Below are 14,373 nucleotides of genomic sequence, written 5' to 3'. Positions count from 1 at the left end.
GGACCGATAAAAAAACGTGTAATCTATACGTCAAATAATAAATGGTTTTAGATGGACTTTTCATAATAATTGGAAGACCGTCTGTATAAGAATTAATAAAAAATCAAACGCATCGTCGATGCCAGAATGTATTAGTAGTTAGTTGTATAATTTCAGTTAAAATAACTGATTTTAAATAACCTAGAATAAATATCCTTGATAGTTAAAATTATTTGAAATAGATACAGTGGGTTTAAATTGCATGATTTATAAAGAGCGGAAGGTGTCAGAGAGCTATCTGAGATAGTTAACCAGATATTGATGCATAGCCGTCGTTGTCTGGTTTATTCATGCTAATCAACGGATAGTGATGACCTGTCTTCAGAAAATGGTCATCACTATCTTTTTTCACTATCTTTTTTCACTATCTTTTTTCACTATCTTTTTTCACTATCTTTTTTCAAGGACAGCCTTGGAAGCTGTTCACGATCTTATTGAGGGCTGCAAATGTCGATAAATTGCCCCTGTTTTTCACCATTTTCGCTTTCCTCAAAAGATCATGAACAGCTTCTTACAGTTCCTCACGCCCTGTGGGGAACTGCACTTCTATCGAGCAACGCCATCTTATTATGCTGAGCAACAAGCGGTGACGCCCGTTATAATCCTGTGAAATAATTCGCACATTTTTAGATCGTGGGAAGTTGCCATGAAGTTGTTGGTGGTTGAAGATGACGACCTGTTGCGTCACCACATCAGTTATCAGCTGGGCAGTGAGGACTATCGTGTTCATACTGCGCCGGATGCCAGAGAAGCCCTGTTTCTGGTTGACCAGTATCCTCTGGATGCCGCCATCATAGATCTGGGACTGCCCGGAATGGATGGTCTGGATTTGATTCGCAAACTCAGGGAACAGAGCAGAACCTTCCCGATTCTTATCTTGACCGCCCGGGGCAACTGGCAGGACAAGGTGTCTGGTCTTGAAGCAGGTGCTGACGACTATCTGGTTAAACCGTTCCAGTTTGAAGAGCTGAAAGCCCGTTTGAATGCGTTGATCCGTCGTTCTTCCGGTTTTAGCCAGCCAAAGATAAAAGCCGGGCATTTTACTCTGGATCTTTCCAGACATCAGGTCTGGGCGGGTGAGCAGCTTCTTGAACTGACCGCTTATGAATACAAAATTCTTGAATACCTGATGCGCCATGGTCAGCAGGTGATTTCCAAACGACAGTTGGTAGATGAGCTGTACGATGATGAAGGCAGGGACTCCAACGTATTGGAAGTTCTGGTAGGACGCCTGCGTAAAAAGCTGGAAGCTACAGGTGTTGAAAATCCCATTGATACGATTCGTGGGCAGGGCTATCTGTTCACTCTGACCTGCTCCTGAATAATGAAACACTCTTTACGACTTCGTGTGCTGATGGCTTCCGGGCTGATTCTTCTGATCAGCGTGGCACTGATTGTTTTTTCAGTGATGAAGTCGTTTGAAAGAGCACAATATGACCTGATTAAAAAGGAGTTGGCGGCGGGTGCTAATGTGCTCCTGACGGTGGCCAGTGTGACTGACCAGCAACTGGTTATGCCGCATCTGATGCCGGATGAACGCTTTAATCAGGTAGAGTCGGAAGTGCTCGGGCTGGTGTTGGATAAGCAGGGTGATGTGCTGTGGCGCTCCCATTCATCGCTGGATGAGATTCTTTATTACTCGGTTCAGTTTGATGAGCACACGACCAACTTTGCCCGTTATTCGGGGCCTGAAGGCAGCTATTTTCTTTATGATATTGATATTTTGCTGGAAGGGCTGCCCCTGACGTTTCTGACCATGATTCCTGCGACGGAATATAAAGAAGTTTTTATTGCCTTCAGAAGTAATTTATTGCTGTCGCTGTCCTTAACGGCACTGCTAATGATGGTGGTGCTCTGGTACGGCATGCACTGGTCATTGATTCCCATCAGAAAGCTTGCGGGTAACCTGCAACGTATTGAAGCAGGGGATACCAATCGGCTTGAGGGTGTGTATTCCAGCGAGTTGGTGGCTTTGACGGATGCCTTGAACCAATTGTTGAACAACGAACGTCAACAGCGGGAGCGCTACCGTGATGCGATGGCTGATCTTGCCCATAGCCTGAAAACCCCTTTGGCAGTATTGCAAAGTGCTCAATACAGTCAAACGCTTAAAAACCATGGAGAGAATGAAAACGTTGGGGCGGTGATCGACGAACAGGTACATCGTATGAACCAGATTATCAGCTATCAACTGCAAAGGGCTTTGACACGACAGCGCGGGCTGGTCAGGCACCGGGCTGATGTGGCGGATATTGTCGGGCGAATAACCCGGACACTGGACAAGGTGTATCACGACAAGCGGGTTGAACTGAACACTGACATTGATGCAGGTATACATTTTCCGGCTGAAGAGCAGGATATGATGGAAGTACTGGGTAATTTGCTTGAGAATGCTTACCGGCTATGCCTGCATCAAGTGCAGGTTTCTTCGCATACTCTCCTTCAGGACGGAAAAAGCTGGACAGTTTGTCAGATTGAAGATGACGGGGCAGGCGTACCGGAAAGCCGTAGGCAGGCTATTCTGAAGCGGGGTGTCAGGGCTGACAGTCGTACCAAAGGGCAGGGAATCGGGCTGGCTGTAGCGATGGATATTATTGACAGCTATGATGGCTCGCTCTCTATCAGTGACTCTGAACTGGGTGGTGCTTCGTTTACGATAAGACTGCCGTTATGAACCTCTTGTGCCCCTTCACCCAACAAATTGTTTTATTTATAATGCTTCGTTCGTTTCAAGTGTAGTGACTATTACTACTGCATTGTACACGTCATAGACTTTCCCTAATGAGTAACCCATGACAAAGACCAAAGTATTAACTGGTATTACGACGACAGGCATTCCGCACCTGGGTAACTATGTAGGCGCTATTAAACCAGCTATTGAGGAAAGTTGGCGTGATGATATTCAGTCCTACTACTTCATGGCGGATTATCATGCAATGGTAAAAGGTCGTGATCCAAAGCGAATCCATGAATCCGGAATGCACAATGCTGCGACATGGTTGGCTTTAGGGCTGGATACTGATCGGGCAACGTTCTATCGTCAGTCTGACATTCCCGAGATCATGGAGTTGAACTGGATTCTCAGCTGCATGACGGCCAAAGGCCTGATGAATCGCGCCCATGCTTATAAAGCCGCCGTTCAACAGAATGTTGCTGATGAACAGAATGATCCGGACTTTGGCATTACCATGGGGCTGTTCAGTTACCCGGTACTGATGGCTGCCGATATTCTTATCTTCAATGCCCACAAGGTTCCTGTTGGTCAGGATCAGGTTCAGCATCTGGAGATGGCACGAGATATCGCCAAGCGCATGAATCACAACTACAAAACCCGGTTTGTATTGCCTGAAGCGGTTGTCGGTGAAGAAACGGCCATCCTGAACGGCCTTGATGGTCGTAAGATGAGTAAAAGCTACGACAACACCATTCCCCTGTTTGTGCCAGAGAAAAAACTGCTGAAATTGATTCGCAAGATCAAGACGAACTCTCTGGAACCGGGTGAACCAAAAGATCCGTCTACCTGTACGCTGCTACAGATTTTCTCGGCCTTTGCGAACGAAGAAGAGGTTCTGGCAAAGAAAGCTCAATATGAAGCGGGCGCTGGCTGGGGCGATTTGAAAAATGAACTGTTTGAGTACGTGAACGACAAGCTGAAAGGGCCTCGTGAACGTTACAATGAACTGCTTCAGGACCCTGCTTTTATTGAGGCAGAACTGCGCAAAGGTGCGGAAAAAGCCCGGGCAGAAGCCGCGCCATTCCTGCAGCAGGTGCGTCAGGCTGTGGGCATTAAAGGGTTTGTTTAAATAAACATCTTCCTGATAAAGAAAGCCAGCAAATAAGCTGGCTTTCTTTTAAGTTGAGTTAGTTCAGACCTGATCAGTTATACCAATCGCAATAATTAGCTATTCTATTGCGCTGCCTTTTCAGCCGGTTATTCTGCGTTGACATTCGTTATCAAAGCTCATTTAGGTTGTGCATTTTTAGTTCAGACTTTTTAACATACTCACAGTATTGATCGCCATTTGCATCAGAGCTACAAATTTTTTTGAACTCTTCCTTAACATCACCATCACCATCAAGCTTTGTGTCTTTTGCCCTCTTGGCTTCATTTAAAACACGTCTTGCCTCTTCCAATTTGTGGTTGATGATTTTGCACAAAGGTCGAAATAAACCATCCGAGCATTGAGGTTCAGTAATACCGTGCTTCTGACGAATACGCTTCAGCTCTCCGGCAGACAGGAAGACATCGTGAGCTGTCTGGTTTAGGCCCAGAAGCTTGAATGGGTCTGTTTCAGCAGAGAGCATCACCATCTTTTTAAAGTGCGATTTCTTAAGCCTTTCCTGTTCCGGGGTCAACCTGATGTCTTCCGGGTCGTATTCGTCAGCTTCGTCAGCTTCATCTGCATACCAGTCATCCAGATCATTTACTACTTCTACATCGGACGGTTTGTCAGCAGGAGCCGGCTCTTTGGGGCTTTTTGGTACTTCATCTTTTACTTCCCAGCAACCGATAGGCGGTGTTAGCCACAGCATTGATTCAGCCACATAGTTAGCTGCTGATTTATACCACTCGCAGGTATACTGATAAGGTGTTTTCTTTTGCCAGCAACTTGATGTTCTGGAATCATTACCGCAGCGCATCGTACACTTTGTGCCTTCCTGCACAATACCTTCTTTATCAACCACGCCCTGAATTTCAATGACTGCTGATGTGCCCAGTGTCATGGGGAGTCTGTCCAGTGTTTTTCCTTCAGGAATGCACAGTGGTGTCAGCTCTTTATTATCTTTAGCGTTAATCAGCTGCAGCTGTATGGCCGTGATTTCTGTAGTAAATGGGATATAGAGTTTTTCCGGGGGGGTCTTTTGTCCATTGGCTACAGGTTTCACACTTTCGTTTCTTCTGTCACCTGCGGTTTCAACCAGCAGGATATGGCCTTTGTCGTCACTTTTTCTTGGTCTGAGTTTTCTGTACGAAACTTTGTTAACAACCACGAAGAACATTGGAGCAATGCTACATTGCCATCTGTTTTGCTGATTTGGGTGGCAGGATAGCTCTCCAATGTGAGTGTCAGTGTCTGCAACCAGAGCACGATCATTCGCAAGCTTGTAGGGATATGGCTTTTCCGATGAGTGTATCCTTTCGAAATCACTCATGTCTTTTTCAGCTTTTTTACTGTCAGGGTCTTTATTAACCGTGATGATTATTTCTGCGAGCTCTTCTCCTCCTGTGTAGGTACATGTCATTCCGTCAGGCAGGTTTTTAGTAAATGTGATCCTGCCTTCGTTGAAAAGGAATTCTCGCCCTGCTTTTATATGCTTTGATTCAATTTTAAAAGTGTCCGAGAACTCTGTTGGCAGTTCAGGAGCAACCAGTTGTTTCAGTTTTCTTTTCCGGTCCCGGTCTCCTTTTATCTCGGTGAAATTAAAAGACTCAGGGCAACTAATTGTTTCTTGCAGATAAACAGTATCAGCAGGTTCGAGTCTGGTCTCAGTGTTTGAATCTGCTGCTTGTAAAGGACTATTAAATAACACTGTCAGTGCAGCTAAACTTGTATTAAGAAATGATTTCATTGAGCTGTTCTCTCGTAATTATTGTTCAGCACCTTCCGTTTTTTACTGACATCTTCGTGAAGGTGCTGAGACGTACCCTGCTACTTATAATTCGTCTTTTGGAGAACCCTCACTGTCTTCGACAATGGTTCCATCGTTATTTTTGAACTGATGCAGGTAAGGCTTAATTTGTTCACTGTCTTTGGGCTGACTGTCATGCCACTTCCAGAGCATATTGTCATGGCTGACGGTAACTGACTGCCCCGAATGGTAGAGTTTTGAATCAGGCAGATCAGGGTTTAACAGACGCATAAGAGCGTTTGCCAGCGCCACAACCTTATTGGTTTCTTTTGTCAGGCTAATGATTCGCCCGAAACCAAGAGCCTTGTACTGTTCATCAGTGAGAGTTTTGCTTGAACTGTCCTTTGAATCCAGAGTAGTGAGCTCTGCGACGGTGTCAGAGAGATCTTGACTGGTTTGAAGCAAAATTTTGTAGTTTTGCTGGCATAGGTCAAGGCCATTCGCTGACAGGGCGCTGGTGTCCTGACAATTTTTAAGGGCTTCAACCTGTTCATCACTATCTGCGAATTCCAGGGCGCCTTTGGAAACACTGATAGGGGTAAACGTGATGGAAATACCGTCACTGTTTAACTCCATGAATTTGGGAGAAATTTCCAGCTCGAAATCAGGGTCATCCGAGTAAGCCTCGGTCATTCCATCTTCCTCTTCTTCTTCAGAAGGGGTGAGTGCCTGAAAGTACTTTGTTTCAACAGAGTCTATGCCAAGTTTTGCCAGATCAACTTTGAAATCCCCTTTGCTGGTTCCTGCTTTTTCATTCCAGACTCTTTGCATTTTGTCAGGGTTACCCTTGAAGAACTTAATCTGCTCTTTAAATTTTACGCTTTCAGCTCTTTTCGCATAATCGGAGGATAAGCCTGTCCACTGTTTGACAAACTTGTTGGCAGCAATCCAGAAGCTGGGCAGCAGTGCTCCGAAAATGTCGCTGACATGCCCGGCGTTTGCATTTTTTCCGTCCTGGGCGTCATGAGTTTTGCCAAAAGTTTCGTAGTCGTAGTAACGCTTGTTGCTATATTGACTGCCTGATTTAGTGGCAGCACCGAAGTCATCCAGAATTTTTCTGGCCAGCCGGTCTTCGTGGTTTTTGAGGAAGAGATAACGTTTGTGGCTTAAATCTTCTTCCCAGCCTTCCAGGCAGGTACGGGTTGATTTGTGCAGAATGCCTGCTGATGGATAGCGACAGACTTCAGTTTTGGCTCGCAGGGTCTTAACGATTTTTGGCGTACTGCGGCCCTGAACAGCTTTCAACTCGGACAGCTCCTGCACCCGAACCCGAAAGGATAGAGAGCAGTTTTCCGGATTAGCTTCTTGACCGATGGATTTGTCTATGTCTTTCCAGTATCGGTTTTCAATATTGTTTTTATCCTGAATGGGCAGCACTTCACAGCCTGTTTTGCCCGTTTCTGCGTCTGCCAGGTAAACCAGACCCGCCAGTGCATTTTTCATGGCAACAAATCCCAGCAGTTCTACACCCGCAATTTCTCTGGTTTTATCAACATCAAACAGCTCAGGATTAGTCTGGGCGAGTTGTCTGACGTCTTTTGCATTAACCGAAAGCTCTATGTCTGTGATGGGTATGGCGGGTTTGGAAGGGTTTGATTTATCTCTGACTGTACCAATGCTTCTTCTGAAGATCGATTTGCCCAGCTCGGCAGATGTGATCATATAGCCCTCTACATCCATGATTGCAGAGTCTTCAGTGGTCATGGTGGAAAGCTGGAGTTCATTCTTGCGCCGAAAGTCTTTCTTTTCCTCAGGGACAGGTGCTGCCAGATTAACGTTGTCCTGAGCAACGTCTTCTTTCTGAACGACGGCTTTCTCACCAGAGGGTGTGTCAGCAGAGAATGTTGTATCTGTCCACAACGTTCCTATGCTGAGCGAAAGGCTCAGGCAAAGGACTTTGACAGTCCCAATGCGTGGTTTTCTAAAGGCGTCCCATGAAAAGTATTGTCCTGAATGGCGATATATCATCAATCAATTCCTTAACTGCTTTGGAGTGACATTGCTAAGTAAATAATGGCTATGGTGCAATCATGTACTATTGTTTTAATTATTAGTCGTCAGTCGTTTGTTAGCTGTTGTCCTCATGCCTATGATTCACCTTTGATTAAAAAGTAAACCGGCCTTATATTTTTATCAGGGCGAAAGCATCTTACGTACGTTCATATCAAATTCATGATTTAATACATCTTAAAATTATAAAAATTAAAATTTTTAATGCTCTATTGCGTATAAAAAGTTCTATTTTCCGAACTGCATGGCGAATGAGTAATGAGGTTTCGCAAGAAAACCTAACGAACGTACATTAGAAGCTTTCGCCCTGGTATGTTTGCCTATAGGTTTTATAGACCAAAAAGCAACTCAGACAACCTGATTTTGAATCAAATGCAAATTTAGTGATCTGCTTTAGTCTGACTTTTTCTTATCTTGGAAACGAGAGCGGGAAGGGTAGGTGTCAGGTGTAATAAAGACCTGGGTGGTAACCACAAAGTCTTTATACGGGCGGTTGGCAAATTTCATTTCTATAAACGACGCTTTCCATCCATTTGATGGATTGGCAATTGAGGCTTTAGTGCGACAAATTGGATTGCACTTGATCGTGAGGTATTTTGCAGTAAATGGTTTGACGGATGGGTTATCCGGAGTTAAGCGAAAGTCCCGGGTATTTTGGTTGACCGCGCTCCATAACCTGACACTTTCCGGAGGAACAGAGCTGGTGACTTTAAGAATATTGCCTTGTAACTCCCAGTGAACGGCCGGTATGGGGCGTTGCTCGATGATTAAACCATAGAAAGATGCCAGAGACTCTGTAATCAGTTTATTTTCCATACGGGCAAGATAGTGACGAACATTCGGAACCGTTCTTAGCCACTTGTCGCCTTTGAGGTCATCGTAAAAATATCGGCTGGCATCGGGCAGGAAGAAGTCGTCATTCGCAGCAGAGATTATGTATTTGGGTAGCCTGAGGTTTTGTACGTAATGCACAGGGTCAACTACCTGCATTAGTCGTGTTAATGGTTTGGAATGAAGTTGTGACAGAACATTTTTGTAGTCTTTGACGGCAGGCGCCCAGCCGCCATAACTTTTGTAGTGATGATCCATAGCCGCTTGCAGGTTAAGAACATCTGCAACCATCGGTGCCAGAGCGATGACCCTGCTATCCATTGCGGCTGTTAGCCAGGCCGCCCAGCCCCTTTTGGACATGCCTGACAGGACGAATTGATTGATTTTAATGTTCTGCCCCTTCATAAACGCCTGTACTGCATCCATTGCTCGCTGGGAGGCTTTCACCATAGGCAGGCGCAACGGCATAAAGGCATTCGCTTCGGGGTTTTTAAGGAACTCTTCCCATGTGTAGGCGACAAGGGCGTCTTCTTTGACGGGCTGGTGGTCTTTAAACTGCAGGTACTGGTTGGGTACATCCTTCAGGTCAACCACTATCGACTGACTGAGTGCTGCAATGTAAGCAAAATCCAGATCATCATTGGGTGACTGCTTTGCAGTGAGAGGTTCATTTTTGTTTGAGTAAAGCTGCCCGCCATTAATAAACAGCAACGCCTGATCATGAATGACTTTTTTGGGCTGATAAATCGTGATTCTATGGCGCCAGAGGGGGTGATCCACCGGATGCTTCAGGCCAACAGGCCAGCGCTGCGATGTCATTTCGATGCTGTGTGTAATGACTTCCTGTTTTTGGTCTGCAACAGAGACCGTCTTCCCGGATGTTTCAGTGGCACGCCAGTGGTAATTATTGTCTGGTTTTTGAAGATAGCAGGAAAGTATGTGTTGTGGGTGTTGCTTCAGGTGTTCATCGGAACAATGGCTCTGGGGCTCTTTCAGGTGGTTATTGGCGAATACTGTCAAAGAGCATAAAAAGAAAGAGCATGAAAAGACAGATAGAACCAGCAGCCATGAGCGGGCTGATAAAATCAGTTGCTTGATCAGTGTTCGGTTCGGTCGGACTGTCATGGTCGCTGTGCAATTGTTGTTTTATGACCATAAACAATAGTTTAGTTATTCCAGTCTGACAGCTTGTTCTGGAAAAAAGCTTCGGTAAAAAAGTAGAATCTGTGCTGAAGTCATCAGGCATGAGTAATGAGAATGAAACTAATATCCGCCATGGCGATGTTACTGCTCAGTGGAGTGCTTAGTGGAGTGCTTACCGGGTGTTCGGTATTTGGCAACTCATCGGGAACAATGGATAAAATTCAATTTGATCTCAACAGACTGGATGAACTGGGGTTACAGGGGCAGCCCGATAGTCTTCTGGCTCTCAGCTATGAATTTTGCATTCCCGACAATATTAATTATGTCTCTGAGGTAATGGCGATCGATCCGACGGTGGTTGTCTACAAACAGTCTCCCGGGCGTATAGGTTGTACAGAGCAGGAATACCTGTGTATTGGTAATACGGCTACTGATGACTATCTTGAAGTACTGAAGAACCTGTCTAAGTTAAGGTACGTAAAAGAGATCAGGGAAGCATTTTTTGAATAGTCAGGCTCTATTTTGTAGTGGTTCAATTTATAGTCGTTCAATTGCCGACTGGTCTTTCAGTATTCAGTTGTTGTGAATTATGAACAGAACTAACAGTATTTTTACATACCAACTATTGATTTGCCGAAGGTTACTGCCCATGATTCGGCTGTATAGGGGGTGTCAGCCACTCGTCTGACGCCGCTTGGAGACCAGATCGTCTGCATAGCGACATAGAGCGTCGTGCTGCATCACGCATAATGAGTGCCATGACTTGCTATGGAGTAACAGGTGCTGCTGTAGAAGGCTGGAGGGAGAGGAGAGTAGGATGATAGAAATTCTGGAGATGCCTGCGGATTATATAGTGGGTATAAAAGTATCTGGCAAAATTGAAAAGGACGATATCCTTCCTCTGATTGACTATATGAAGCCGAAGTTTGATGACCATAGCAAACTGTCTGTATACGTTGAGGTGGAGTCCTGGGAAGGCATAACGGTTTCAGCTCTCTGGGAAGATCTGAAATTTGGCCTGCCTCATCTGAAAGCCATCCATAAGAAAGCGGTGGTCACTGACCGGCAATGGTTAAGTCGGGTCACAGAGTGGGCTGACATGCTGTTTCCGGGAATCAAGGCCGAGCCTTTTGGTTTGCAGCAAAAAGATCAGGCGATTCATTGGCTGATGGACTGATATCGATTCCGCCTTCTTAATCTCCCTGTTCTGTGCTGAGTTTCAGCCGCGACTATAGTAATGGATAGTTAATAAGGAATTCAGGCCAGGACGGGGATATGTTTTTATTCAAATTTTTCACCGCAACGGTACTAAGTGTCGTTACCATGACATACACCAGTAACGCGCAGGCAAAAACAATCTACAAGTGTCAGGTGAATGGCACTGTACAGTTTTCTGAAGAAAAGTGCGGCTCAGATGCAAAACCGGTTGAGCTAAGAGGGATGGCAGCGCCACTGCAGCCGGTTGACATGGATAAGCTGAAGTCATTGGAAGTGAGTGAAAGAATCCGTGTACTTCAGAGCCGGATTGAACTCAGACAAAAGCGCATCAACCAATACCGCAAGCGCATGGATCGTGAGATCAAAGCGCTGGAGAAAAGCTTTCAGGCTGAACTGAATAAATCCGGAAAATCCTCACTGAAAAACAGCCTTAAAAATAAAGAACTGAGCAGTCAGGTTCAACGCCTGTCAGATACTGCCGAACTGACCGCCAGAGGCAACCTGTCAGAGCAGATCAACTCAGTTGTTCTGCACTATCAGGCATTGATAAGAGCTGAAGATGTCCAAATCAGTGTCCTTATGCAGCAACTGGCTTATGAACGCGGGAAACAAGCTCAACAGTAAAGGTCTGTTATCGCCTCAGGGTTGATGTCCCCGGTATTGTTAACAAAGCGATTTTCTCTTCTGGCTTGATTTTGCAGGGTAAAACCTGAACATCTGGCTGGCAGGGTATGGCCGACCCAAGACACTTCAGATATCGGAGCCTTCCGGTTATTTTTCTTTTTTTCCTCAAACAGCAAAAGCCCTGAGTGCATCCTTCTGGCATCCGCTGCCGGTTTTTTCAAACAGACCTATGTCATTTTGTGGCTGAGTACACCTATCTTAATTGGGCACGGCTTGAAATATGAGCATGACAAGAAGAGGTTGAAAAATGCGCAATCAGTTAGATCACTCATGTTACGCACCCAGAAAAATCTGCCATGCTTTAGAGCATGAACACAGAGCTGTTTGAGCTGTATAGCGATTACCTGCTGTCCTCATTCGGCAAAACGACAGCTACACAGCTGTCATCTTTGCTGGACGGCGCATACAGCCATGATCAGGTAACACGCCTTCTGTCCCGTAATCACTTCGACAGTAAGACTCTTTGGCACCATGTTAAAGCCGTTGTGCGTCAGGAAGAGCGCGATGATGGAGTACTTATTGCCGACGACACTATTCAGGAGAAACTCTACACTGATGAGAACGACCTGATTGCATGGCACTTTGATCACACCTTTGGTCGTTCGGTAAAAGGTATCAACCTTCTCAACTTTGTTTACCATGTCGGTGATATCTCTATTCCCGTGGCCTACAAGCTTATCGAAAAGCCTATTCAATACTCCGACGTAAAAACTAAAAAAGTTAAACGCAAGGCTGAAACCACCAAGAACGAAGACTTTCGGGAGATGCTGAAAGTTTGCTGTGATAATCAGCTCAAATTTCGTTACGTGCTGGCAGATAGCTGGTTCTGTTCTAACGACAACATGCTGTATATACGACACGAATGCGATAAGCATTTTGTCATGGCCAGCAAGTCAAACCGGAAGGTTTCGCTGAGTGAGGAAGATAAAAGTCGGGGGCGCTCACAGCGCATAGATTCCATTGATTTCTCAGAAGAAAAGCCTATCAAAGGCTGGATTGCAGGCGTGGACTTCCCCGTTCTGCTGTTCCGGCAGGTCTTTACAAACAAAGATGGCAGTAAGGGCATTCTCTATCTGATATGCAGTGATCTTGAGTGTGACGCAGAGGCTTTGAAGGCGATCTACAAAAAACGGTGGAAAGTTGAAGTCTTCCATAAAACACTCAAATCTAATGCGTCAATGGCCAAGTCACCGACTTATACAGTTTTGACGCAGAGTAATCATCTGTTTATGTCGATATATTCGGCATTTCGTCTCGAGGTGCTGGCTAATAAGCTTGATTTAAACCATTTTGAGTTGCGGGCAAAGCTTTATCTCACTGCATTGAAATCATCGTTCCAGAAACTTCAGTCGATGAAGGGGTGCGTAACATGAGTTAGATCAGTTAAAAAGTATGACCAAGGTGGTTGCAGACACGGGTGATATTGATGCGATCAAACGCTACAAGCCTTTTGATGCAACAACGAACCCTTCGCTCATCCTGAAAGCAGCTGGGTTACCGGCTTATAAAGCATTACTGTCAGAGGCACTGGATTATGGACGCAACGCGGATGGAGACGCTTCTACCCGTTCAAGGCTGGCCTGTGACTGGCTGGCGGTTGCCATTGGTAAGGAAATACAGGGTGTTGTACCCGGGGTCGTTTCTACAGAGGTAGACGCTCGCCTTTCCTTTAATACTCAGGCAACTATTGAAAAAGCTCGCCATCTTGCCGGGCTTTACCGGCAGCAAGGAGCCGACAGCGACAGAGTTCTTATAAAAATTGCGTCCACCTGGGAAGGAATCAAAGCGGCTGAAATACTGGAGCAGGAAGGGATCCGCTGTAATTTGACGTTGTTGTTCAGTTTCGTTCAGGCTCAGGCTTGTGCCGAAGCTGGAGCTTATCTGATTTCACCGTTTGTTGGTCGCATCCTTGACTGGTACAAACAGTCAGAAGGCCGGGACTTTAGCGGAGCTGAAGACCCCGGGGTGGTATCAGTTTCAAGAATATTTAATTATTACAAACAGCACGATTACAAAACCATCGTTATGGGTGCCAGCTTTCGTAACACTGGAGAAATCCGGGAGCTCGCAGGTTGTGACTGCCTGACGATAGGGCCTTCGTTAATGGAAGAGCTTGAAAACACCCAGCAACCCATGGAACAGAAACTCTATGCTGAAAAGCCTGCATCCAGCGACCCGAAAGTGATTCTGGATGAAGCATCTTTTCGCTGGTTAATGAATGAAGATGCCATGGCGACAGAAAAGCTGGCTGAAGGTATTCGTAACTTTACCAAAGACCAGATCAGGTTGGAGCAACTGATTGCTCAACAGTTATAAACGACTATTTTTTAGTAAATTTGCCACAGCTTAACTCCCTTTATTCACAGCTTGCTGAGAAAGGGAGTTACTGTTTCCAGTTTTTTACAGCCATAGTCAGCCGCGAAATGCAGGACAGGTTGCCTTGCCCGTCTTCAATGCGAATTTCCCAGACTTGAGTACTGCGACCAACATGAACAGAACGGGCGATGCCTGTTACCAGACCAGACTTTACGGATTTAAGGTGGTTGGCGTTTATTTCCAGACCGACACAATACTGATCGTGCTCACAGGCAAGGTTAGCCGCAATACTGCCCAGCGTCTCAGCCAGTACTACATTAGCGCCACCGTGTAATAACCCCAGAGGCTGAACAGTGCGTTTATCGACTGGCATGATACCGGCAAGGAAATTATTACCGACTTCAGTCAGTTCAATGCCAACATGTTCACACATGTTGTCTTTCAATGAGGCGTTTAATTGTTCCAGTGAAGGAGACTTCTTCCAGATCATCGTTGAAGGGT

12 protein-coding genes are annotated in these 14,373 nt (G+C 45.6%); 8 read left to right on the top strand and 4 right to left on the bottom strand.

Annotation, left to right across the window (positions count from 1 at the left end):
• Positions 1-685: 685 nt before the first annotated feature.
• The 3 genes from EZMO1_RS23480 (at position 686) to trpS (ending at position 3,842) form a co-directional block, all read left to right on the top strand.
• Positions 686-1,360 carry a response regulator transcription factor gene (locus tag EZMO1_RS23480; protein ID WP_034877871.1) on the top strand — a complete coding sequence of 225 codons (675 nt, stop codon included), beginning with the start codon at positions 686-688 and terminating at the stop codon, positions 1,358-1,360.
• A gap of 3 nt (positions 1,361-1,363) precedes the next feature.
• The gene (locus EZMO1_RS23475) at positions 1,364-2,713 is read left to right on the top strand and encodes an ATP-binding protein (protein ID WP_034877872.1); all 1,350 of its coding nucleotides are present in this window, start codon (positions 1,364-1,366) and stop codon (positions 2,711-2,713) included.
• Between the two features lie 118 nt (positions 2,714-2,831).
• Complete coding sequence (gene trpS / locus EZMO1_RS23470; RefSeq protein WP_034877873.1) at positions 2,832-3,842, top strand: tryptophan--tRNA ligase; 1,011 nt, start codon at positions 2,832-2,834, stop codon at positions 3,840-3,842.
• Positions 3,843-3,993: 151 nt separating this feature from the next.
• On the opposite strand, the gene EZMO1_RS26370 is transcribed toward trpS, so the two are convergent.
• The 3 genes from EZMO1_RS26370 to EZMO1_RS23455 all read right to left on the bottom strand — a co-directional run bounded on the left by EZMO1_RS26370 (position 3,994) and on the right by EZMO1_RS23455 (position 9,636).
• A complete protein-coding gene (locus EZMO1_RS26370) occupies positions 3,994-5,193 on the bottom strand; it encodes a hypothetical protein (protein WP_222842160.1) in 1,200 nt (399 codons plus the stop codon).
• Positions 5,194-5,694: 501 nt separating this feature from the next.
• The gene (locus tag EZMO1_RS23460) at positions 5,695-7,638 is read right to left on the bottom strand and encodes a hypothetical protein (protein ID WP_152557060.1); all 1,944 of its coding nucleotides are present in this window, start codon (positions 7,636-7,638) and stop codon (positions 5,695-5,697) included.
• Between the two features lie 435 nt (positions 7,639-8,073).
• Positions 8,074-9,636 (bottom strand): PhoPQ-activated pathogenicity-related family protein, encoded by a 1,563-nt coding sequence (locus tag EZMO1_RS23455; RefSeq protein WP_034877877.1) that lies wholly within the window; start codon positions 9,634-9,636, stop codon positions 8,074-8,076.
• 132 nt (positions 9,637-9,768) lie between these two features.
• Between EZMO1_RS23455 and EZMO1_RS23450 the strand changes: the two genes are divergently transcribed.
• The 5 genes from EZMO1_RS23450 to tal all read left to right on the top strand — a co-directional run bounded on the left by EZMO1_RS23450 (position 9,769) and on the right by tal (position 13,872).
• Positions 9,769-10,164 carry a hypothetical protein gene (locus EZMO1_RS23450; RefSeq protein WP_145912716.1) on the top strand — a complete coding sequence of 132 codons (396 nt, stop codon included), beginning with the start codon at positions 9,769-9,771 and terminating at the stop codon, positions 10,162-10,164.
• Between the two features lie 307 nt (positions 10,165-10,471).
• On the top strand, positions 10,472-10,831 hold the full coding sequence (locus EZMO1_RS23445) for a SpoIIAA family protein (protein ID WP_034877878.1): 360 nt from the start codon (positions 10,472-10,474) through the stop codon (positions 10,829-10,831).
• A gap of 98 nt (positions 10,832-10,929) precedes the next feature.
• A complete protein-coding gene (locus EZMO1_RS23440; RefSeq protein ID WP_034877879.1) occupies positions 10,930-11,496 on the top strand; it encodes a hypothetical protein in 567 nt (188 codons plus the stop codon).
• Positions 11,497-11,864: 368 nt separating this feature from the next.
• Positions 11,865-12,929: an IS701 family transposase gene (locus tag EZMO1_RS23430; protein ID WP_034873259.1), complete on the top strand. Its 1,065-nt coding sequence runs from the start codon at positions 11,865-11,867 to the stop codon at positions 12,927-12,929.
• 19 nt (positions 12,930-12,948) lie between these two features.
• A complete protein-coding gene (tal, locus tag EZMO1_RS23425; RefSeq protein WP_034877881.1) occupies positions 12,949-13,872 on the top strand; it encodes a transaldolase in 924 nt (307 codons plus the stop codon).
• Between the two features lie 67 nt (positions 13,873-13,939).
• Here the strand turns inward: tal and EZMO1_RS23420 are convergent, their stop codons facing one another.
• Complete coding sequence (locus EZMO1_RS23420) at positions 13,940-14,362, bottom strand: hotdog fold thioesterase (RefSeq protein ID WP_034877882.1); 423 nt, start codon at positions 14,360-14,362, stop codon at positions 13,940-13,942.
• Positions 14,363-14,373 lie beyond the last annotated feature (11 nt).

The sequence above is a fragment of the Endozoicomonas montiporae CL-33 genome, from assembly GCF_001583435.1.
Lineage (GTDB): Bacteria > Pseudomonadota > Gammaproteobacteria > Pseudomonadales > Endozoicomonadaceae > Endozoicomonas_A > Endozoicomonas_A montiporae.
Note: the sequence above shows the minus strand (reverse complement) of the source record. Positions and strands in the feature narration are given on the sequence as shown.